Source organism: Herbiconiux gentiana (genome assembly GCF_024978135.1).
Taxonomy (GTDB): Bacteria; Actinomycetota; Actinomycetes; order Actinomycetales; family Microbacteriaceae; genus Herbiconiux; species Herbiconiux gentiana.
Genome location: NZ_JANTEZ010000001.1, coordinates 315,573 through 336,159 on the forward strand (window position 1 = coordinate 315,573; position 20,587 = coordinate 336,159).

The 20,587-nt window shown below is 71.2% G+C and carries 24 protein-coding genes; 9 read left to right on the plus strand and 15 right to left on the minus strand.

Features of this window, described 5'->3' with window-relative positions:
• Window positions 1-63: 63 nt before the first annotated feature.
• Genes NVV95_RS01460 through NVV95_RS01475 form a run of 4 tightly spaced genes read right to left on the minus strand, consistent with a single transcriptional unit; the run spans window position 64 to window position 4,143 of the window.
• The gene (locus NVV95_RS01460) at window positions 64-735 is read right to left on the minus strand and encodes a dihydrofolate reductase family protein (RefSeq protein WP_259484762.1); all 672 of its coding nucleotides are present in this window, start codon (window positions 733-735) and stop codon (window positions 64-66) included.
• Window positions 736-770: 35 nt separating this feature from the next.
• Entirely contained in the window at window positions 771-2,024 is a 1,254-nt protein-coding gene (locus tag NVV95_RS01465) for an MFS transporter (protein WP_259484763.1), read from the minus strand.
• 7 nt (window positions 2,025-2,031) lie between these two features.
• On the minus strand, window positions 2,032-2,610 hold the full coding sequence (locus NVV95_RS01470) for an ArsR/SmtB family transcription factor (protein WP_259484764.1): 579 nt from the start codon (window positions 2,608-2,610) through the stop codon (window positions 2,032-2,034).
• 57 nt (window positions 2,611-2,667) lie between these two features.
• Window positions 2,668-4,143: an ArnT family glycosyltransferase gene (locus NVV95_RS01475; protein ID WP_259484765.1), complete on the minus strand. Its 1,476-nt coding sequence runs from the start codon at window positions 4,141-4,143 to the stop codon at window positions 2,668-2,670.
• A gap of 65 nt (window positions 4,144-4,208) precedes the next feature.
• On the opposite strand from NVV95_RS01475, the gene NVV95_RS01480 reads away from it, so the two are divergent.
• Genes NVV95_RS01480 through NVV95_RS01490 form a run of 3 tightly spaced genes read left to right on the plus strand, consistent with a single transcriptional unit; the run spans window position 4,209 to window position 6,571 of the window.
• Entirely contained in the window at window positions 4,209-5,558 is a 1,350-nt protein-coding gene (locus tag NVV95_RS01480; RefSeq protein ID WP_259484766.1) for a heparan-alpha-glucosaminide N-acetyltransferase domain-containing protein, read from the plus strand.
• Complete coding sequence (locus NVV95_RS01485) at window positions 5,555-5,824, plus strand: hypothetical protein (RefSeq protein WP_259484767.1); 270 nt, start codon at window positions 5,555-5,557, stop codon at window positions 5,822-5,824. The genes NVV95_RS01480 and NVV95_RS01485 overlap by 4 nt, the downstream gene beginning before the upstream one ends.
• A gap of 9 nt (window positions 5,825-5,833) precedes the next feature.
• Window positions 5,834-6,571 carry a hypothetical protein gene (locus tag NVV95_RS01490; RefSeq protein WP_259484768.1) on the plus strand — a complete coding sequence of 246 codons (738 nt, stop codon included), beginning with the start codon at window positions 5,834-5,836 and terminating at the stop codon, window positions 6,569-6,571.
• A gap of 57 nt (window positions 6,572-6,628) precedes the next feature.
• Here NVV95_RS01490 and NVV95_RS01495 read toward each other — a convergent pair whose 3' ends face one another.
• Window positions 6,629-7,435 (minus strand): hypothetical protein, encoded by an 807-nt coding sequence (locus tag NVV95_RS01495; RefSeq protein ID WP_259484769.1) that lies wholly within the window; start codon window positions 7,433-7,435, stop codon window positions 6,629-6,631.
• An 84-nt stretch (window positions 7,436-7,519) separates the two neighbouring features.
• Window positions 7,520-8,002, minus strand: a complete 483-nt coding sequence (locus tag NVV95_RS01500) for a GNAT family N-acetyltransferase (RefSeq protein WP_259484770.1) — start codon at window positions 8,000-8,002, stop codon at window positions 7,520-7,522.
• A 57-nt stretch (window positions 8,003-8,059) separates the two neighbouring features.
• Between NVV95_RS01500 and NVV95_RS01505 the strand changes: the two genes are divergently transcribed.
• A complete protein-coding gene (locus tag NVV95_RS01505; protein WP_259484771.1) occupies window positions 8,060-8,347 on the plus strand; it encodes a hypothetical protein in 288 nt (95 codons plus the stop codon).
• A gap of 28 nt (window positions 8,348-8,375) precedes the next feature.
• On the opposite strand, the gene NVV95_RS01510 is transcribed toward NVV95_RS01505, so the two are convergent.
• From NVV95_RS01510 to NVV95_RS01530, 5 genes are all read right to left on the minus strand, one after another.
• The gene (locus NVV95_RS01510) at window positions 8,376-8,951 is read right to left on the minus strand and encodes a GNAT family N-acetyltransferase (RefSeq protein ID WP_259484772.1); all 576 of its coding nucleotides are present in this window, start codon (window positions 8,949-8,951) and stop codon (window positions 8,376-8,378) included.
• A 58-nt stretch (window positions 8,952-9,009) separates the two neighbouring features.
• Window positions 9,010-10,347 (minus strand): RNA polymerase sigma factor, encoded by a 1,338-nt coding sequence (locus tag NVV95_RS01515; RefSeq protein WP_259485193.1) that lies wholly within the window; start codon window positions 10,345-10,347, stop codon window positions 9,010-9,012.
• 121 nt (window positions 10,348-10,468) lie between these two features.
• Window positions 10,469-10,876, minus strand: coding sequence for a YciI family protein (locus tag NVV95_RS01520; RefSeq protein ID WP_259484773.1), 408 nt, complete (start codon window positions 10,874-10,876; stop codon window positions 10,469-10,471).
• A gap of 118 nt (window positions 10,877-10,994) precedes the next feature.
• A complete protein-coding gene (locus NVV95_RS01525; RefSeq protein ID WP_259484774.1) occupies window positions 10,995-11,753 on the minus strand; it encodes a DNA adenine methylase in 759 nt (252 codons plus the stop codon).
• 71 nt (window positions 11,754-11,824) lie between these two features.
• Complete coding sequence (locus tag NVV95_RS01530) at window positions 11,825-12,130, minus strand: hypothetical protein (RefSeq protein WP_259484775.1); 306 nt, start codon at window positions 12,128-12,130, stop codon at window positions 11,825-11,827.
• 185 nt (window positions 12,131-12,315) lie between these two features.
• Between NVV95_RS01530 and NVV95_RS01535 the strand changes: the two genes are divergently transcribed.
• Complete coding sequence (locus tag NVV95_RS01535) at window positions 12,316-12,759, plus strand: nitroreductase family deazaflavin-dependent oxidoreductase (RefSeq protein ID WP_259484776.1); 444 nt, start codon at window positions 12,316-12,318, stop codon at window positions 12,757-12,759.
• 44 nt (window positions 12,760-12,803) lie between these two features.
• On the opposite strand, the gene dhaM is transcribed toward NVV95_RS01535, so the two are convergent.
• The 3 genes from dhaM to dhaK are packed head-to-tail and all read right to left on the minus strand — an operon-like array spanning window position 12,804 to window position 15,267.
• A complete protein-coding gene (gene dhaM, locus NVV95_RS01540; protein WP_259484777.1) occupies window positions 12,804-13,541 on the minus strand; it encodes a dihydroxyacetone kinase phosphoryl donor subunit DhaM in 738 nt (245 codons plus the stop codon).
• On the minus strand, window positions 13,541-14,260 hold the full coding sequence (gene dhaL, locus NVV95_RS01545; protein WP_259484778.1) for a dihydroxyacetone kinase subunit DhaL: 720 nt from the start codon (window positions 14,258-14,260) through the stop codon (window positions 13,541-13,543). The genes dhaM and dhaL overlap by 1 nt, the downstream gene beginning before the upstream one ends.
• 5 nt (window positions 14,261-14,265) lie before the next feature.
• A complete protein-coding gene (gene dhaK / locus NVV95_RS01550; protein WP_259484779.1) occupies window positions 14,266-15,267 on the minus strand; it encodes a dihydroxyacetone kinase subunit DhaK in 1,002 nt (333 codons plus the stop codon).
• Between the two features lie 231 nt (window positions 15,268-15,498).
• Between dhaK and NVV95_RS01555 the strand changes: the two genes are divergently transcribed.
• Window positions 15,499-16,269: an MIP/aquaporin family protein gene (locus NVV95_RS01555; RefSeq protein WP_375163770.1), complete on the plus strand. Its 771-nt coding sequence runs from the start codon at window positions 15,499-15,501 to the stop codon at window positions 16,267-16,269.
• A gap of 82 nt (window positions 16,270-16,351) precedes the next feature.
• Window positions 16,352-17,866 (plus strand): glycerol kinase GlpK, encoded by a 1,515-nt coding sequence (glpK, locus tag NVV95_RS01560; RefSeq protein ID WP_259484780.1) that lies wholly within the window; start codon window positions 16,352-16,354, stop codon window positions 17,864-17,866.
• Window positions 17,867-17,913: 47 nt separating this feature from the next.
• On the opposite strand, the gene trpD is transcribed toward glpK, so the two are convergent.
• Entirely contained in the window at window positions 17,914-18,966 is a 1,053-nt protein-coding gene (gene trpD / locus NVV95_RS01565) for an anthranilate phosphoribosyltransferase (RefSeq protein WP_259484781.1), read from the minus strand.
• Window positions 18,967-19,068: 102 nt separating this feature from the next.
• Here trpD and ctaE point away from each other — a divergent pair, with 102 nt between their 5' ends.
• A complete protein-coding gene (gene ctaE, locus NVV95_RS01570; RefSeq protein ID WP_173180884.1) occupies window positions 19,069-19,698 on the plus strand; it encodes an aa3-type cytochrome oxidase subunit III in 630 nt (209 codons plus the stop codon).
• 57 nt (window positions 19,699-19,755) lie between these two features.
• Window positions 19,756-20,550, plus strand: a complete 795-nt coding sequence (gene qcrC, locus NVV95_RS01575) for a cytochrome bc1 complex diheme cytochrome c subunit (protein ID WP_259484782.1) — start codon at window positions 19,756-19,758, stop codon at window positions 20,548-20,550.
• The last annotated feature ends 37 nt before the right edge of the window (window positions 20,551-20,587 follow it).

The following is a 20,587-nucleotide window of genomic DNA, read 5'->3' on the forward strand; positions in this document are numbered from 1 at the left end:
AGATGTCTGCAATATATTGCATTGTGTATCTCAACGACAAGAGTCGCGCAGTATTCCCATCCGTCAGCTCCCGGTCCGTGGCCTCCGCGTGAAGACGTAGTGCACGGCCCCCGACGGCGACGCAGTCACCTCGACCTCGAAGCGCTCCTCCAGCCCCTCGAGCCCGTCCCAGACCCGCACCCCACGGCCCAGAACGATCGGCACCACCACGATGTGCAGGTGATCGACGAGGTCGGCCGCCAGGAAGTTCCGCACGATCGTCGGCCCGCCGCCGAGACGCACGTCGAGCCCGCCGGCGACCGAGGCCGCCAGCTCGAGCGCCTCCGCCGGCGGCAGCTCACGGAAGAGGAACGTCGTCTCCCCCACCACGAGGTCGGGCCGCGCGTGGTGTGTCAGCACCACGACCGGCGTGTGGAACGGCGGCTCCTCTCCCCACCAGCCGCGCCAGGACTCGTCCTCCCACGGGCCGAGCTGCGGCCCGAACTTCCGCCGGCCCATGATCTCCGCGCCGATCCCGACGTTCGTGGCGGCCGCGAAGGCGTCGTCGACGCCGTGGGTGCCCCCGCCGACGGCCTCCGACTCGTGCCCGGTCATCTTCACGAAGGCATTCGTGGGCAGGAACCACTGCATCAAGCGGTGCCCGGCGTGACCGAACGGCGTTTCGAACGACTGCCCCTCCCCCGTGGCGAACCCGTCGATCGACACCGCGAAGTTGTGCACCCTGAGCCTGACCATACGGTCACGCTAGCAGTATGTGAACACCGTTCACATCACCGGCTCGACCGCTCCTGCCGCCGGGCGGGCAGGTACAGCACCGCTCCGATCACACTGGAGGCCCCGGCGACCACGAAGGCCGTCCCGGTGCCGAACGCCTCGGCGAACGGGGTGAGCAGCAGCAGCCCCAGACTGTAGCTGCCGCCGGCGACCATCGAGTTCATCGACAGCACGACCGCCCGGTTCGCGCCCGTCGCCTGCCGATGCAGCAGCGCCGCGTGCATCGGCCCGCCGGCTCCGTGAGTCAGGTAGGCGAGCCAGAACGCGGCGACCAGCCCGAGCGGTCCGGCCACCAGCCCCATCGTCACCACCATCAGTCCGTTCAGGATGCGCGCCGCGATCGCCGTGGCCGAGACGCCGATGCGCCGGCTGACCAGCCCCGCGGCCGCGGAACCCACGGCGAACAGCGCCCACGCCGCGGCCGCCGCCGGCCCGAACAGGGCACCGGCCTCATCCTCGCCTCCGAGCAGGGCGGAGAGCCGCACCGGCGTCAGCGCCTCGAACGCGATCATCGCGACGCTCCAGAACACCTCGACGAGCACCAGCGACCGCAGCACGGGTGCCGTGCGGAGCATCCTGAACCCCTGGCCGACCACCCGGACGGCGTCGGTGACCCCGTGCCGGCGCCCCTCGACCGGGCGGCCCGGTCTCGCCGGCTCGCGCACGAGGGCGGCCACCAGCACGGTGTGCCCGACCATGGCCACGGTCGCGACCACGAACGGGAGCACGAGCGCCGACCAGCCGGTCACGGGGTGCCAGGCGATCAGGGCGCCACCCGCGAGGGCTCCCCCCGCGATGGCGACGCCGAGGGCGGTGGCGGCGCGACTCAGTCCGCGCTCGATGGGCGCCGTCGAGTCGGCGGCGTGGGCGGTGTCGACGAACCAGGCCTCGAGCGGGCCCGAGTCGAGCGCGCGGAACACCCCCTGCAGCACGAGGGCGGCGGCGAACATCCAGAAGCCCGTCGCGGTGACGAAGAGCAGCGACGACGCGACGGCCAGCACCCCCGCGACGATGAGGAGGGGGCGGCGACCGAGGGTGTCGGCCAGCCCGCCGGTCGGCAGCTCGAGCGCCAGCACGACGAATCCCTGCACGGCGAGGAGCGTGCCGACCTCGGCGAGACCGAGTCCGCGTTCGAGCGGGAGCAGCACGGTCAGCCCGAACACGAGGCCGACGGGCAGCCACCGCGTCACGGTGAGCAGCACGAGCCGGCGTTCGGCGGCCGCGACTGTGAGGGGCAGACGGCTGGTCATGTCGACCTCAGCGCTCGGTGTCGAGCGGGCTGGCGTGGCGGAAGACGAGGATGCGACGCGCGTCCGGGTCCCCGTCGCCGAGCGACCGGTACCGCGCGAGAACGGCGGACAGCTCGTCGCGCAGCGCCGCGGCCTGGGCCGGGGTGACCGTGACCACGGCGTCGCTCTGCCCCAGCACGTCGACCCACTCGGCGGGCCACGCCGCCGCCTCGCCGTGCCAGCGCTCGGCTCGGGCGGCGAACTGGCGGAGGTAGTCGCGCTGCAGCCAATCGAGGGCCGCACGGGCGTCGGGATCATCGGCGAAGTCGGACTCAGCCCAGGAGTGGGAGTCGGTAGCGGCACGCCAGAGCCGGCGCTTGCCGACCCCCTCCCCCGTGTCGGCGACGAGGCCGACCGACTCGAGGGCGCGAAGGTGGTAGCTGGTCGCGCCGGTGTTCGTCTGCAGCCGGCCTGCGAGTTCGGTCGCCGTGGAGGGGCCGTCGACCCGGAGGCTCGACAGCAGTCGCGAGCGCAGTGGATGGGCCAGCACCCGCACGGCCCGATCGTCGAGCCGGATGCCGGTGGGGTCGCCTACAGGGTCGCTCATGGCTCGATCCTGTCATGCAGAGGAAGTGTGCACAAGTTCTGTGCACGGCCATGCTCGCTACCTCGCGGGGGCCTCATCGAGGATATAGAGCGTCACGTCGTCGAGCTCGAGCACCTCGTCGTCATCGGCATCGGCCCCGATCACCGCTTCGACTCCCGGATCGACCGGGAACCGCTCCGACTCGCGGGTCGCGACCGCCACGATGTCGGGGTCATTCGGGTCGGTCGTCCAGTGGCCGTCGAGATAGGTGGTGTACTCCCACGGCGCCATCCCCCCGACCAGCACGTCGCCGTCGGGTACCCCCTCGGCCTCGAGCGCCGGCAGCACGAGCGCCATGCCCGTGGCGCGCTCGTTCGCGATGACCACCGAGACCCAGAGCGCCGAGCCGATCGCGAGCACGACGAGCGCGGCGGCCAGCAAGCGGAGCAGCCTCACCCGGGACGCGAGCAGCACCGAGACCCCGATACCTGCCAGCACGCACGCCGGCCACACCCAGGCGTAGTAGTAGTGCGAGAGCATCACCCGCGACGCGAACAGGTGGAACGCCAGCAGCAGCACCATGCCCGCAGCGACATAGAGCGTGAGGGCCGGTGGCCGCAGCCAGAACGCGGCGAGCAGCCCGACGACGAGCACCACGGTCGCGGCGATTCCCATGCCGTCGACGGAATACAAGAGGTTCGTCCACCACGGCGGCCTGGTTGTCGCGACGCCCGCCACGACCACCAGGTGCCCGGCGGCGTTGTGCTCCGATTGCATCTGCAGCATGTACGAGACGGCCGAGCGGATGCCCATCGGCAGGTAGAGCAGAGCGGCGACCACCCCGAACACGGCGAGGAACACGAGCGAGCCGAGCAGCGCATCCACCACCCGTCGGGCGAGCAGGGGCAGCAGCAGGATCGCGGGGATCATCACGGCCGTCGACACCTTCGACGTCACCGAGAGGGCCATCGCTACCGCCGACACGACGAGCCACAGCCAGGGCAGCCAGGGGCGGCTCCCGGATGCGCGTTCCGCCCTCGCCCGCAGCCGGAACCACTGCCAGGCCGCCGCGAACGCGCAGATCGCGAAGAACGCCATGAACGGCTCGAGCACGGCGAAGCGGTCGAGCCTCGGACCGCTGGTCACGCCGTGCGGCATCAGCATCCACGCACCGGCGGCGAACAGGGCGCCGGCCCAGCCGATCTCGCGCTTCAGCCACAGGTAGATGATGACTCCGGCGGCCAGCACGGTGAGGGCCACGGCGATGCGCCCGGCGAGAGCCCCCTGGCCGAGCACGAGCTGCGCCAGGCCGATCAGCAGCTTCGCGGTCGGCGGATGCTCGCGGTTGGCCGAGAAGTCGCCGTGCACGTACGACCAGCCGGCGTCGACGTAGATGGGCTCGTCGGAGTTGTAGTTGGCGGCGCCGAGGTTCCAGAAGGCCTGGAACACGGCCCAGCCGAAGACCACGGCCACCGCGCCGAGCCGCACGCCGGGCCGGCCGAGAATTCTGGGGGCGCTCCCCTCGCCGGGGTCGGTCACGGCGGCGCGGGTCACGTCGTAATCCTAACCGACCGCTCAGACAAGTCGACAGAACCTCATTAACGCGGTAGGTTGCCTAAGTGACCGACGACCACACCCGCACCGCGGGAGCCCTTTCGGAACCGCGGCCTGCGCTCGCCGAGCCTCCGGCTGCCCGGCGCGGGCCGCGGCCGCGATTCGCGAGCCTCGACCTCGTGCGGGGGCTGATGCTCGTCGCCACGGTGCTGCTCGGAAGTCTGCTGGCGGCACCCGAGTGGGTGGATCACGCCGTCTGGGCGTCCGTGCATCCGGCCGACGTGCTCTTCCCCGTGTTCGTGACGCTGAGCGGCTGCGGCCTCGCGTTCGCCCTCCGGCGCGGAGTGCGGTTCGGGGTGCTCCTGCGGCGGACGCTGGTGCTGCTGGCGGCCGGGCTGCTCTACAGCGCCGTCGTCTCCTGGTCGTGGGACGTGGCCACCTGGCGCGTGACCGGTGTGCTGCAGATCTACGCCGCGGTCGTCGTCGTGCTCGGACTGCTGCACCTGGTGACGCGGAGCTGGTGGGGGTGGGCGGTGGTGACGGCGCTGTTCGCCGTCGCCGACACGGTGCTGCTCTCGGGGTGGGCGGAGCGCTGCGTGGGCGGTGTGCTCACCCGCGAGTGCAACCCGTCGGGGGCGATCGACACCCTCGTGTTCTCCGCCGCGCACATCTACCAGCACGGCGGCGCCGGCCACGACCCGGAGGGCCTCGTCGCGGTACTGGGCGCGCTCGTCAGCGCCTCGGCAGGGGTGACCGTCGGGCACCTGCTCCTGGCGGCGCGCCGCACCCCGCGCGAGCGCCCGCCCGGCGCCACGGCGGCGCGCCCGTCGGGTGTCACGGCGGCGCGCCCGTCGGGTGTCACGGCGGCGCGCCCGTCCGATGTCACGGCGGCGCCCGCGTCCGGTGTCGCCGTTGAGCGCCCGGCCGGAGTCTTCGTCGAGCGCCCGGCCGGGGTCACGGCAGCGGTGATCCCGCTCGTCGCCGTCGCTGCGGCCTTCCTCGCCGCAGCAGTGGCGCTCACCTGGGCGCCGACACTCATCGGCGCCCAGCCGGTGCCGATGATGAAGCGCCTCTGGACGTCTCCGTTCGCGCTCACCCTGGCCTCCGCCACCACGATCGCCCTGCTGCTCGGCCACCTGCTCGTCGACCGCCCGGCCACCGGTCGGGTGCTCCGCGGCGTCACCTATCCGCTGCTCGCGCTCGGGCGCAACAGTCTGCTCGTCTACTTCGGTTCGCACGTGCTGATGAGCGTGCTGAACCGTCCCCTGCCCGACGGGCCGAGCCCCGGCCAGATCATCGCGTCGACCGTCGCGGTGGCCGGACACGTCCAGCTCAGCTACACCGCCGTTCTCTTGCTGTTCTGGGTGCTGCTGACGAGCCTCCTCCACCGCCACCGCCTCTACCTCCGCCCGTGACGCGACACGCCCTCTCCGCCTCAGCCTCCCCCACCCTCCTCGGCCGCCTCCTCGGGTGGCTCGTCACCGGCGCCGCGACGGTCTCGGCGGTGCTGGGTGGCCTGGCGCTCGCACCGAGTGCGTCCGATCCGCCCAGGGGAACGGTCGTCGTCGTGGTGCCGCATCCCGACGACGAGTTCCAGGCCTGGTCGCTGCTCGACGGGTACACAGTCTTCGTCGTGCTCACCCGGGGTGAGCAGACTCAGTACTGCGACCCTGCCGAGTAGGCGAGGTCGGTGCAGCCGGGCCTCGAGCCGCCCGCGGATCCGGTTCCGGCAGGTCGCTGGTCGCCGGAGTGCGTCGATGCCCGGCGGAACTCGCTGCTGAGCTACCTCGGCGAGATGTCGGTGACGGATGCACGCATCCCCGGAGACTTCGCGCCACCGGTGCGCACGCCACCGCTCCCGGCCGCGCCCGGCGAGACGTGCCGCATCGACGGCGCCGACCGCTGCACGTCCGAGGACTCCACGGCCGAGGTGTGGATCGACCGGCAGGTTCGTGGCGCGGTCGTGCTCTTCGATCTGGGCGACGGGGACCTCACGGAGGACGAAGCGGCCTGGGGTATCCGCACCACACTCGATCAGCGCGGCGCACTGGGTCTCGACACGACCCTGCCGGTCGTCGCTCTGATCGGCGCGTACGCCGCGGAACCGGAGGCCGCCGCCGGCGGGTCGTGCTACCCGTACACGCACCCCGACCACCTCGCGCTGCACCGCGCGCTGTGGGACGTCGACTTCCACGCCGGGCTGCAGGCCGCTGCGACCTGCGCCGGCGACCCGCACCGAACGATCGCCGCGACCGTGAGCGACACCGCCGTCGACACGGCGTTCCGCATCGGGCGGGGAGGTGAGCGGCTCGGCGCGCACGTCAGGAACTACGGCTGGCTGTGGCCCGACTACTACCGCGTCGCACGGGACAATCAATCCGACCTGTTCGCCCAGCACCAGTACTTCTGGGTGCGGTTCGACGAGTGACCACATTGGCGGGCCGCACTCCTTGGGCCGGCGCGGGACCACGCCGGTCGGCCGAGGTCAGCGGCGGGCCGATGCCCAGGCGCGGTCGCTCTCGGGCGAGCGGAGGTAGTCGAAGAAGGCGGCCTTCGCGTCGGCCAGGGTGTGGTGCTGGCCGACCTCCTCGTCGACGAAGGTGTAGCCGGCGTCCACGTGGGACAGGGTCCAGCCGTGGCGGCGGGCGACCGCGTTCATCCAGATGTCCTCGAGGAAGAGGTACTGGAGGGGCAGCGCGGTGAAGAAGCGCCGGTCGTCGACGATCGAGGCGTCGAGCACGCAGCCGCCGGTGCCCACGTAGGTGGCGTCGTCCCCGGTGGCCGGGGTGCGGTCCCAGTAGCCGGTGCCCTGCGCCCAGGCCCAGACGCCCCGCACGCTCGTCGGGGTGGCGGCGTCGAGCAGCGTCGACACGAAGTCGTCCGCGATGTCCTGGTCGTCGTCGAGCAGGATGACCGGCCCTCCGAAGCCCGTGCGCCGAAGCCGGGCGAGCAGATAGAAGCGGGCCAGGCCGCCGACGTTGATCGGGCTCTGCACGAGTTCGACGCTCGCCAGGGCGCCCTCGGGCGAGCGGCGCCGGAGCACCTCGGCGTAGCGGGACCGGTCGCGACGCTGGTTGTTCCAGAGCATCAGGCGCACCGGCCGGTCGCTCCGCTGGGCGGCGAGGCCGTCGAGCACACGCTCGAGGCGGTCGGGCCGGTTCCACAGGCACATCACCACGGGAACCGCGTCGGGCGCAGGCGTCCCGACGATCCGGCGCGCCGGCACCAGCCCGCGGGAACCGAGGTCCATGAGCACAGCACGGGCGAACAGCCCCAGTCGACGTCGGATCATCGCCCCCATCCTCCCGCACCGCCTCCCCCCTTCGCGAATCCCCGAGCGCCCATCGCACAGATGCCGGCGGTGCGGGCGCGCCCGTCAGAGTTCGCGCTGGAGGAAGAACGTGCGCTCGTCGCGCTCGAACGCGCCGACGAAGCCGTGCCGACGGTAGAACCGCAGGGCGTCGGCGTCCGGCTCGTCGGCCGCCAGCTCGACGGATCCGGCACCGAGATGCCGCGCATCCTGAAGCACCTGCGCGAGCAGCGCCGACCCGACACCCCCGCCGCGCCGAGCGGGCACCACGTACAACTCGTCGAGGAGCCCGACCGCCCCGTCGTACCAGACGTTCGAGTGCCAGGTCACGAGCGCCACCCCGACTGCCGACCCGTCGGGGCCCTCGGCGAGATACGCGGTCGTCCCCCCGACTGCCGGGCCCACAGCGAGCAGGATGCGCAACCGCTCCTCGAGCACGGCGACGCCCGGGGTCGGCACGTCGAACTCGGCGTTGAAGTCGTGCAGCAGCCGCGCCACGACCCCCGCCTGGTCGACACCGGCCCGCCCCACCACACCCTCGAAGTCCATGCCCCAGGGTAGGCGCGCGGAGTAGGCAGCCGGAAGCGCAGGCCGTAGCATCGTGTCGTGACCCACCGGACCCGCTCGCTCCTGATCGCCCTGCGCGTGGCCTACGGGGCCTGCGCCGGAGCCTTCGTGCTGGCGGTGGTCGTCGCCTTCTCGGCCGCCGTGACGACGGTGACGAACGACGCGGAGGGCGGCTTCAGCATCTCGTTCGACGTACCCGACGACTCCCCCGCGCTCATCCCGGTCTACTGGCTGGCGCTCGCCGCCTTCGCCTTCGCCGCAGCAGGTGCGCTCCTCACGGTCTTCGCCCGGGTCTCGTCCCCCACCTACTCCCTCGACGACCACTGAGAGCATCCGCCGCACGCCCGTGCGGTGGTCACCCGCGCAGATCGAGCCGCATGAGCACCCGCGGGAACCCGTTCAGCACCGACGTCGTCTCCGCCGCCTGCACGAAGCCCGCCCGCTCGAACAGCGACCGGGTGCCCACGTACGCCATGGTCAGGTCGACCTTCGCGCCCCGGTTGTCCACGGGGTAGGCCTCGATCATCGGCGCCCCGTTGCCCCGGGCGAACTCGACGGCGCCGGTGACGAGGTGGTGGGCGAGACCCTGCCCGCGGTGTCCCGGCCGCACCCGCACGCACCAGAGCGACCAGACGGGCAGCTCGTCGACGTGCGGTATGCGGCGGTTGCGCGCGAAGCTCGTGTCGGTTCGCGGATGCACGGCCGCCCATCCCACGACCTCGCCGTCCTCATAGGCGAGCACCCCGGGCGGCACGTCCTGGCCGACGAGCTCGCGCACGAGCTCACCCCTCGCCGGTCCGCGCAGCGCGGCGTTCTGAGCGGACGGGATGCGGTAGCTGAGGCACCAGCACACCGTCGCGTCAGGCCGCTTCGGCCCCACCATCGTCGCGACGTCGTCGAAGTCGGTCGCCGGTCGCACCTCGATCGTCATGCCGTCAGGGTGCCATCGCTGGTGCGCTCGGGCAAGACCTGGTCGCGAAGCGCTCGTCTCAGCCTGAGGGCAGCGCGGCCACCTTGGCGAGCAGCACCGCGCGCGCCTGCTCGTTGTGCGTCAGCCCTGCCGCCGTGACGAGTTCCGACCTCGCTTCCTGCACCCGGCCGAGCTGCGTCAGCAGTTCGCCGCGCACGCTCGGCAGCAGGTGGGATCCGGTCAGCGCCCCCGTGGCGGCGAGCTCGTCCACGAGCCGGAGCGCCGAGGCCGGACCCACGGCCATCGACACCGCCACCGCCTTGTTCAGCTCGACCACGGGGTTCGGCGTCAGCGCTCCGAGCGCCTCGTACAGCAGCACGATCCGCTCCCAATCGGTCGCGGCGACGTCGGGAGCGACCGCATGACATTCCGCGATCGCGGCCTGGATGGCGTACGGCCCACGTCCCCGGCCGCGCCGCCGGGCGAGCTCGTCCGAGCGGGCGAGCGCCGCCCGGCCGCGTGCGGTCCCGCCCCGGTCCCAGCGCCGCCGGTCCTGGTCCGCGAGCAGCACCGCGGATCCGTCGGCCGCGGCGCGGGCCGGAAAGCGCACCGCCTGCAGCTCCATGAGGGCGAGCAATGCGTGCACCTCCGGCTCGCGGGGCAGCAGCCCGGCCAGCACCCGGCCGAGGCGCACCGCCTCGTCGGCGAGCTCGGGCCGCATCCACCGGTCGCCGCTCGTGGCCGAGTACCCCTCGGTGAAGATCAGGTACAACACGGCGAGCACGGCCGAGAGCCGCTCGCGCCACTCCGTCGGGTCGGGCGCCTCGAACGGCACCTTCGCGGCGGCGAGCGTCTTCTTGGCGCGCACGATCCGCTGCTGAACGGTGGCCACGGGCACGAGGTACAGCCGCGCGATCTCCTCGCTCGTCAGTCCCGCGACGACCCGCAGGGTCAGCGCCACCTGGGCGTCCCGCCCCAGCACCGGATGGCACGCGATGAAGACGAGCCCGAGCACCTCGTCCCCGACGAGATCGTCGGGGCGGGCATCCGACGACCCGACATGCCCGGCGACCGGTGCCCTCGAGACGGCCGGACCCGACGAGCCCGACCCCGAGAAGCCCCCAGGCCCCGCCGAAGCCGCCGACCCCGACCCCGCCGACGATCCCGGCCCCTGCGCCAGCCCCTGGGCCAGTGCCGCGTAGCGCTCCTCGCGGCCGCTCTCCCGCCGGAGGGCATCGATCGCCCGCCGTTTGGCCACCGCCGTCAGCCACGCCCCGGGGTTTCGCGGCGACCCCTCGGCCGGCCACTGCACGAGCGCCTGGGCGAGGGCCTCCTGGGCGGCGTCCTCGGCGAGACCGAAGTCGCCGAAAGCACGGGCGAGCCCGGCGGTGATGCGCGCCCCCTCGATGCGCCACACGGCCTCGACGGCCCGCCGCGCGCCAGCGACGCCGGCATCCGAGCCGCCGCCACCTGTGCCACCACCCGCGGCACCGGCCCCCGCGGCCCCACCGCCCAAGGCGTCGCCGCCACCCCCGGCATCAGCCACGCCACTCCTTCTCCTTCTGGATGAACCCGTTGTCCGAGAAGTCCGCGAAGTCGCTCTCGTCGGTGATCCGCCGCACCTCGAGCTTCGACCCGGCACCGAGCGGGGCCCGCTTCGCCCACTCCAGCGCCTCCTCCTTCGAGGCGACCTGCACGATCCAGAAGCCGTTGAACAGTTCGTGCACCTCGCCGTAGGGGCCGTCGGTCACGGTCGGAGCGTCGCCCGAGAAGTCGACGACGAAGCCCTCCTTCGCATCCGACAGCCCGTCGCCGCCGATCAGCACCCCCGCGGTGATCATGGATTCGTTGTAGGCGCCCATGGCGTTGATGATCGCCTCGAAATAGAGACTTTTCGAGGCCTCGAGGGCCTCGGCGGTGGTGCGCATGATGAGCATGTACTTCATGGGTGTCTCCTTCGGTGGGCTGTCGTCGCGAGGCACATCGGTGCACCTCCTACTATCGCGTCGAACGGCGCGCGACGAAATCGACAACCCGCGCGAAAAACATTCCGCGGTCCCGAACTCAGCGCTGCAGAGCCCGTCTGAGGGCGGCGCTGCCGAGCAGCGTGACGTCGTCGGCGGGCTGCGCGACCACGGCGAGCTCGCCTGACGCCTCGACGAGCGGATGCGCGGGCGCCAGCACCGCGGCCCCCCTCGCCACTGCCGAGCCGACGAGGCTCCGCAGCTCCCGGCCCAGCCGCCCGTCCGCCCCGGCGGCGGCCGAGGCCTGCGCCTGCGCCTGCGCGGCGTCCACCCACAGCAGATCGTCCTCCCGAAGGTCCCCGAGCAGCTCGAACGGCGGCTTGGCCACGATCGTCACGTCGCGCTCGCCGAGCAGCCGGGCGAGCATCCGCAGCCCCGCCTCGTCGACGGGGACGGTGTCGCGGCCGTACTCGACCACGGGGTCGCCGGCGCCGTCGACCCCGGCCACGGCCGACGTGACGACGCGGGGCTGGTCGCCCCGGGCATCCGGCCTGGCCGTGCCCCGCAGGTACACGTAGCGTGCCGCGCGCTCGGCCGGCGACAGCGCCGCGGCCGCGACCGGCTCGAGGTCGCGATCGCGCACCCCCGCGAAGAACGCGGGCGAATGCCGCTCGGCGACCCAGCGCAGTGAACGGATCAGGGATTCGACATCGCTCTGCACCACCCGCCAGACCTCGACGACGGCCGGGTTCTGCCCGACCAGGGTCGCCGTGACCTCAGGATGCTCGGCCAGCACGGCGATCGCCGTGGCGCCGCCGTCGAGGAACGGCTCGGCGTAACCGTCGAGCGACGGCGGCACGAGCGGCAGCGCGAAGCCCGCCAGGCGCCGCGCCGAGCCGCCCTCGAGGAACGGCGCCGGCGGCCGTCGGATCAGCGGCGCGGCTCGTCGAAGTAGGAGAAACCGATGGCGTTGCGCTCGCGTGCCGCCTCGGCGCGCTCTTCGCGGAGGCGCTCGGAGCGCTCACGCCGCTCCTTCAGCACCTCGGGGTCGACGTCGAGCTTGCGCACGGTGACGCCGCCCTTCGACGCCGGGCTGGTCTTCGCCGTCTTGGCGGACGGACGGGTGCTCGACCCGCCTGTGGACGAGCCGCCACGCACCGGGGTCGTCGGGGTCGCGCCCGTGCCGCGGCACCGCTCGTGCAGCTTGTTCTCGTGCTGGATCAGGGTCTGCGACACGAAACCCACCGCCACAGATTTACCGCAGACCGGGCATTTCGCTGTCGCACCGCTTGCCATCAGTTGATCAGATCCTCTCGAACGTTCATGGTGACCCCCGCGTGCCCCTTCTTCTATGGTCGCACGGAACGGGCCGTCGATCACCCCCGGGCCCTCGACCACCCCGACGGACGTACGATCGACACATGCCTCTCATCGGAGAATACGAACCGGGAACCAGCGACTGGGCGCGTCGACAGCTCGAGACCTACGAGGGCTCGGGCGGCACGGAGGGGACGACCCTCCGGGGCATGCCCGTCATCATCCTCACCACCGTCGGGGCCAAGTCCGGCAAGCTCCGCAAGACGCCCCTGATGCGCGTCGAGCACGACGGCGAGTACGCGGTGGTCGCCTCCCTCGGCGGCGCACCGAAGCATCCGGTCTGGTACTTCAACATCGTCGCGCAGCCGCACGTCGAGCTGCAGGACCGCACCGAGAAGCACGACTACCTCGCCCGCGAGGTCACCGGCGAGGAGAAGGCGCTCTGGTGGCGCCGGGCGGTCGAGGCCTACCCCGACTACGCCGACTACCAGACGAAGACCGACCGCGAGATCCCGGTCTTCGTGCTGAGCCGGTTCGACGCGGAGTAGGCGCTACTCCTCGGCGACGCGGCTGCTCCTCGCCGACGCGGCTGCTACTCCTCGCCGAATCCCGACTCGACGAGGTCGGCCAGCGCGTCCACCGCGTCACCCGCCGCCGGGTCGGTGCTCGCGATCTCGACGGTCGCGCCCTTGACGAGGCCCATCGACATGATGCCGAGCAGGCTCTTCGCGTCCTTGCCGTTCACCGTGACCTTCTGGCCGAAGGTGCTGGCGAGCTTCACGAACTCGGCGGCCGGGCGCGCGTGCAACCCGTCGCGGTTGACGATGGTCACGGTGCGCGACGGGGTTCCGGATGCGGTGGCCGGCTCCTCGAAGACCGGCACCGCCGCGTTCGCCCCGGCTCCGGCGTCCGACTCCTGCGCGGGCTCGGCGAGCTCGCCGGCGGCCGAGCGGGCGGCGGTCACGACCTCGTCGAGCGTCGCACCCGACTCGGCCGCGACGGCGGCGGCGACCCCGCCCTCGACGAGAGGGGCGTCGACGATGCGCACGCGCGACTGCACCTCCTCGTCGAGGAAGTCGAGCGCGGTCTCGGCCGTCAGGATGGCGGAGCCCAGATCGCAGAGCACGGCGACACCGTGGCCGGAGTCGGCCTCGGAGACGGCGGCGCTGACCTTGTCGAAGCTGGTGCCGATGCCGCCGTCGTCGGTGCCGCCCGCGGCGACCAGCGTGGTGGAGCCCGCCATCTGACCGGCGAGCTCGACGAGACCCTCGGCGATCTTCGTGCTGTGCGAGACGAAGACGAGGCCGACCTTGCCCGGGGTGCCGGCCATCAGGCGGCTCCCCCGGTGGTGCCGTCGGTGCCGGTGCCGCCGGCGCCGTCGGTGCCGGTGCCGGTGCCCGTGCCGCCGGCACCGGCCGCGGCATCCGCCGCCGCGCGCAGGATCAGCGACGACGACTGCGCCCCCGGGTCGCGGTGCCCGATCGCCCGCTCGCCGAGGTAGCTCGCCCGACCCTTCCGGGCCACCAGCGGCTCGGTCGCCTCGGCACCCTTCTCGGCGGCGTCGGCCGCCGCCGCCAGGATCTCGGCCGGCGTGCGCCCCTCGGCCTGAGCGGCCACGGCGGCGTCGACGGCGGGCGTCCACGCGTCGATCATCGTCTTGTCGCCCGGCTCGGCCTTGCCGCGCAGCACCACGCCGTCGCGCGCCGCGGTCAGGAACGCCACCAGCGCGGCCCCGTCGAGCTGCTCGTCCTTGCCGACCACGCCGGCCCCCTTGAGATAGGCGGTGCCGAGCAGCGGGCCGGAGGCTCCGCCGACGGTCGAGATGAGCGTGGTGGCGACGAGCTTCAGGGCGTCACCCGGAACCGCGTCGGCCGGCAGCGAGTCGAGCTTCGCGATCACGGCCGTGAAGCCGCGGTCGAGGTTCTCCCCGTGGTCGCCGTCGCCGATCTCGCGGTCGAGCGTGACGAGCTCCACCCGGTGGTCGTGCACCACCTGTGCGGTCCGCCGGATCCAGTCCGTCGTCCAGTCGATGCCCAGAGCGTCAGCCATGCCCTCTACCTTCCCCAGCGCAGAGCAGCCGTCTGCACCGGTGCGTCCCACAGTCCGGTCAGTTCCTCGTCGAGCTTCAGCACGCTGATCGACACGCCCTGCATCTCGAGCGACGTCACGAAGTTGCCCACCAGCGAGCGGGTCACCGTGATGCCCTTCTCAGCCAACACCTCCGCGGCGTGCTTGAACACGATGTAGAGCTCGACCTGCGGGGTGCCGCCCATGCCGTTCACGAGCAGCAGCACCTCGTCGCCCGAGGCGAAGGGCAGGTCCTCCAGGATGGGCCCGAGCAGGCGGTCGACGATCGCGTCGGCCGGCTCCAGCTTGATGCGCTCCCGGCCCGGCTCCCCGTGGATGCCGATGCCGATCTCGATCTCGTCGTCGGCGAGCACGAAGCTCGGCTCGCCGGCGTGCGGCACGACGCACGGTGTGAGGGCGACACCCATGGTGCGTACCTGGCTGTTGACCTTGGTGGCGACGGCGGCCACGGCGTCGAGGTCGTCGCCGCGCTCGGCGGCGGCTCCGGCGATCTTCTCCACCAGCACGGTGCCGGCGACGCCGCGACGGCCGGCGGTGTAGAGCGAGTCCTTGACCGCGACGTCGTCGTCGACGATCACGGTGCGCACCTCGATGTCCTCGGCCGAGGCGAGGTCGGCGGCGGTCTCGAAGTTCAGCACGTCTCCGGTGTAGTTCTTCACGATGTGCAGCACACCCTTGCCCGCGTCGACGGCCTTCGTCGCCGCGAGGATCGGGTCGGGCGTCGGGGAGGTGAAGACCGGGCCGGGTACGGCGGCGTCGAGCATCCCGAAGCCCACGAAGCCGCCGTGCAGGGGCTCGTGCCCGCTGCCGCCGCCCGACACCAGGCCGACCTTGCCGGCCACCGGGGCGTCTTTGCGGGCGATGTAGATGGGGTCGTGCGACACGGTGACGATGTCGCCGTGCGCGGCCTCGAAACCGACGACGGCCTCGTCGACGACGTTCTTCGGATCGTTGATGAGCTTCTTCATTGAAATTCCCTCCGGTCACCGTGCATCGGTGCGACGGGAGCCAGCGCCTGGCTGCCCGAGACGAATCTACGCCGTCGGCGCCGGGCTCCGGTAGGTGCAGGGCGCACGGTGACCGTGGGCGACACGGGACACTCCGGCATGTACCTGGCAACTTCCTGGGGATACTGTTGGCTCAATCCGTTCACCCCGGAGGCCGCAGTGGGCGGCCGCTCAGTGCGAAGGAAGGTCATCGTGGACAATCTCGGTATCGATTTCTTGTCGGAGCTGGTGGGCACGGCGATGCTCGTGCTCCTCGGCTGCGGCGTCGTGGCGAACGTCGCCCTGGTGCGCACCAAAGGCTTCAACGGCGGGTTCCTGATGGTGAACATCGGCTGGGGCCTCGCGGTCTTCGCCGGTGTGATCGTGTCGTACGCCTCCGGAGCACACCTGAACCCGGCCGTCACCCTCGGGCTCGTGGCCAATGGCGCGACGTCGTTCGGCTCGGCGGCGACCCCGGTCGACGTCAACTTCCTGTCGGTGATCGCGTACATCGGTGCGCAGCTGATCGGTGCGATCATCGGTGCGGTGTTCGTGTGGCTGGCGTACAAGCAGCACTTCGACGAGGAGCCCGAGCCGGCGAACAAGCTCGGCGTGTTCTCGACCGGCCCGGCCATCCGCTCGTATGGCTGGAACCTCGTCACCGAGATCGTCGGCACCTTCGTGCTGGTGTTCGTCGTGATCGGCTTCGGCGGCGGACGACAGGGCGACGGCGGTTTGGCGGCACTCGGAGCCCTTCCGGTCGCGCTGCTCGTGATCGGCATCGGCGCCTCGCTCGGTGGCCCGACCGGCTACGCCATCAACCCCGCGCGTGACCTCGGCCCGCGCATCGCGCACGCGATCCTCCCGATCAAGGGCAAGGGAACCTCCGACTGGTCCTACTCCTGGGTGCCGATCGTCGGACCGATCATCGGCGGTATCCTCGCCGGCCTCCTCGCGATCCCCCTCCTGCCGATCCTCACGTAGCACCCAGCGGGCCGGGCCACGATGACGTGGACCGGCCCGCTGTCTCTTTCCAGCACCAGTCGTCTCACACAAAGGAGTTGTTATGACGGACTACATCATCGCGATCGACCAGGGAACCACGAGCACCCGGGCGATCGTCTTCGACCACTCGGGCTCGATCGTCTCCACGGGCCAGCTCGAGCACGACCAGATCTTCCCCAAGGCCGGCTGGGTCGAGCACGACCCGAAGCAGATCTGGGACAACACCCGCGAGGTGATCGGTCAGGCCCTCTCGAAGGCCAACATCACCCGCCACAACGTCAAAGCTGTCGGCATCACCAACCAGCGCGAGACCGCGGTGGTGTGGGACAAGAACACCGGCGAGCCCGTCTACAACGCGATCGTCTGGCAGGACACCCGCACCCAGGCCATCGTCGACCGCCTCTCGGAGGACGGCGGGGCCGAGCGCTTCAAGGACACGGTCGGCCTGCCCCTGTCGACGTACTTCGCCGGCACCAAGATCGTCTGGATCCTCGAGAACGTCGAGGGCGCCCGCGAGCGCGCCAAGTCCGGCGACCTGCTCTTCGGCACCACCGACACCTGGGTGCTCTGGAACCTCACCGGCGGCGTCGACGGCGGCGTGCACGCGACCGACGTCACCAACGCCTCCCGCACGCTCTTCATGGACCTCGAGACCCTGGAGTGGCGCGACGACATCCTCGACGTGTTCGGGGTGCCGAAGTCGATGCTCCCGGCGATCAAGAGCTCCTCGGAGATCTACGGGACCGTGCACACCTCCTCGCTGCTGCGCGAGGTGCCGGTCGCGGGCATCCTGGGCGACCAGCAGGCCGCCACCTTCGGCCAGGCCGCGTTCGACGCCGGCGAGGCCAAGAACACCTACGGCACCGGCAACTTCCTCATCTTCAACACGGGCACCGAGATCGTGAAGTCGAAGAACGGGCTGCTCACGACCCTCGGTTACAAGCTGGGCGACGCCGAACCGCACTACGCGCTCGAGGGCTCGATCGCGGTCACCGGCTCGCTCGTGCAGTGGCTGCGCGACAACCTCGGCCTGATCAAGTCCGCCCCCGAGATCGAGGAGCTCGCCAAGACGGTCGAGGACAACGGCGGCGCCTACTTCGTGCCGGCGTTCTCCGGCCTGTTCGCTCCCTACTGGCGATCGGATGCCCGGGGTGCCCTCGTGGGTCTGACCCGCTACGTCAACAAGGGCCACATCGCCCGTGCGGCACTCGAGGCGACCGCCTTCCAGACCAAGGAGGTGCTCGACGCGGTCAACGCCGACTCGGGGGTGCCGCTGACGGAGCTGAAGGTCGACGGAGGCATGATCGCCAACAACCTGCTGATGCAGTTCCAGGCCGACATCCTCGACGTGCCCGTCGTGCGTCCGGTCGTGGCCGAGACGACGGCGCTCGGTGCGGCGTACGCGGCCGGGCTCGCCGTGGGCTACTGGGCCGACCTCGACGAGCTGCGCGCCAACTGGCAGGAGGACTCGCGCTGGACGCCCGACCTCGACTCGGCCGAGCGCGACCGGCAGTACCGCAACTGGAAGAAGGCCGTCACCAAGACGATGGACTGGGTGGACGAGGACGTGCAGTAAGGGCTCTGCCCTCGGCCGTGTAGGGCTCCCCCTGCCAGGCCTGCCGTTCAGGCGCGGGTGGCCGCGATCCAGTCGTCGAGCTTCTGGGTCGCGGCCCCCGTGTCGATGGCGGCGGCGGCGATGGTCATCTTCTCGGCCAGCCGCTCCACCATCCCCCGGTCAACCTCGGCCGGATCGGTGGCCAGCTCGAACGCCACGAGACCGGCCGCGGCGTTCAGCAGCACCGTGTCGCGTACCGGCCCGCCGTCGCCGGCGAGCGTGCGCCGCACGATCTCGGCGTTGTGCGCGGCGTCGCCCCCGCGCAGCTCGTCGATGGTCGAGGTGCGGATGCCCAGATCCCTCGGATTGAGGTCGTGCTCCTTCACCGACCCGCGCGAGACCTCCCAGATGTGGCTGTGGCCCGTCGTGGTCAGCTCGTCGAGACCGTCGTCGCCCCGGAAGACCAGCGCCGTGGCGCCCCGGGTCTGGAAGACTCCGGTGATCAGCGGTACGCGGTCGAGGTGGGCGACACCCACGGCCGACGCCTCGGCGCGGGCGGGGTTGCAGAGCGGGCCGAGGAAGTTGAAGACCGTGGGAACGCCGAGTTCGGCGCGCACCGCTCCGGCGTTCTTGAACCCGGGGTGGAACTTCGCGGCGTAGGCGAAGGAGATGCCGGTCTCCATCAGCACGGCGGCCACCCGCTCCGGCTCGAGCTCGAGATCGATGCCGAGGGCGCGCAGCACGTCGGAGGAGCCGCTCAGCGAACTCGCCGCCTTGTTGCCGTGCTTGATGACAGGGACACCGCTCGCCGCCGCGACGATCGACGCCATGGTCGAGACGTTCACGGTGCCGTAGCTGTCGCCTCCGGTGCCCACGATGTCGAGCGCGAACGGGTCGACCTCCAGTGGCAGCGCGTGGTCGAGGATCGCGTCGCGGAAGCCGACGATCTCGTCGACCGTCTCCCCCTTGGCTCTCAGCGCGACCAGGAATCCTGCCAGCTGGGCCTCAGTCACCTCTCCTAGCATGATCCTGTCCATCGACCAGGTGGCCTGCGAGATCGAGAGATCCTGCCCGGTCAGCAGGCGTGCGATGGTCGAGGGCCAGGTGAGCGTTTCAGCCATGGGAGCGATCCTACGGGCCGCTCCGAACGGGACACGCCGGTGGAGGGGCCGGATGGTGCGCCAAATGCAAAACCGCGCCCCGATATCGGACATAATGGAACAGTGACGAGCAGCTCATTGACCCATTCTCAGAGTGCCCCCGTGGTGCAGCGCCCCAACACCGTGGCGGTCGGCACCATCGTGTGGCTCGGCAGCGAGGTCATGTTCTTCGCGGGCCTCTTCGCCATCTACTTCACGCTGCGCTCCACGAACCCGGGCGCCTGGGCCGAGCAGGCCGGCGTGCTGAACGTCCCGTTCGCGGCCGTCAACACGATCATCCTGGTGATCTCGTCGTTCTGGTGCCAGTTCGCCGTCTGGGCCGCCGAGCGCGGCCAGGTCAAGCGCACCAGCTGGGCCCCCAAAGACTGGGGCCTCACCGAGTGGCTCTTCCTCACCTACGCCTTCGGCGCCGTCTTCGTCAGCGGCCAGGTGCTCGAGTACGCCACCCTCGTCTCCGAGGGCATCACGATCGACGGCAACGCCTACGGCTCGGCCTTCTACCTCACCACCGGCTTCCACGCCCTGCACGTCACGGGCGGCCTCATCGCCATGCTGCTCATGCTCGGTCGCGTGTTCGCCGTCAAGAACTTCGGTCACAAGGAGGCGACGTCGATCATCGTCGTCTCGTACTACTGGCACTTCGTCGACGTGGTCTGGATCGGCCTCTTCTTCGTCATCTACGTGCTGAAGTAGCGCTCCACCCAGATCGACCCGATGCAGCACCCGCAGTACCGAAAGAGAGTTGAGAGAATGGCCCGCAGGAGCAGGAAAGCAAACAGGCGCCACCCCCTGGCGACCGTTCTGCTGATCGCTATCGGCCTCGTCGTCACGGGCGGCGGCTACGCCGCGTTCAGCAGCACCACCGCTGCCACCGCCGAGACCGACACGTCGAGCCAGCAGGTCATCGACGAGGGCGAGAAGCTGTTCGCCTCCAACTGCGCCACCTGCCACGGCATGAGCCTGCAGGGCACCGACGACGGCCCGAGCCTGATCGGCGTCGGCGCGGCCTCGGTCGACTTCCAGGTCGGCACCGGCCGCATGCCGCTCGCCATGCAGGGCCCGCAGGCCATGCAGAAACCCGTGCAGTTCACCGACGAGCAGACCGCCGCCATGGCCGCCTACGTCGCCTCCATCTCCCCCGGCCCGGCCGTGCCCGACGAGAGCCTTCTGCAGGCCGACGGCGACGCCGCGAACGGCGGCGAGCTGTTCCGCATCAACTGCGCCATGTGCCACAACGTCGCCGGCGCCGGCGGTGCGCTCACCGAGGGCAAGTACGCTCCCGAGCTCACCGGGGTGCTCGCCTCGCACATCTACGAGGCCATGCTCACCGGCCCGCAGAACATGCCCGTCTTCAACGACGACAACCTGACGCCCGAAGACAAGCGCGACATCATCACCTACCTGAAGTACGTCGAGAACAACCCGTCGCCCGGCGGCTTCGAGCTCGGCAACCTCGGTCCGGTCGCGGAGGGCCTCTTCGCCTGGATCTTCGGCCTCGGCGCGATCATCGGTCTCATGGTCTGGCTCACCGCCAAGTCCAACTGATCCGCGTGACCACAGCAATCACCAGCAGCAGCTCGAA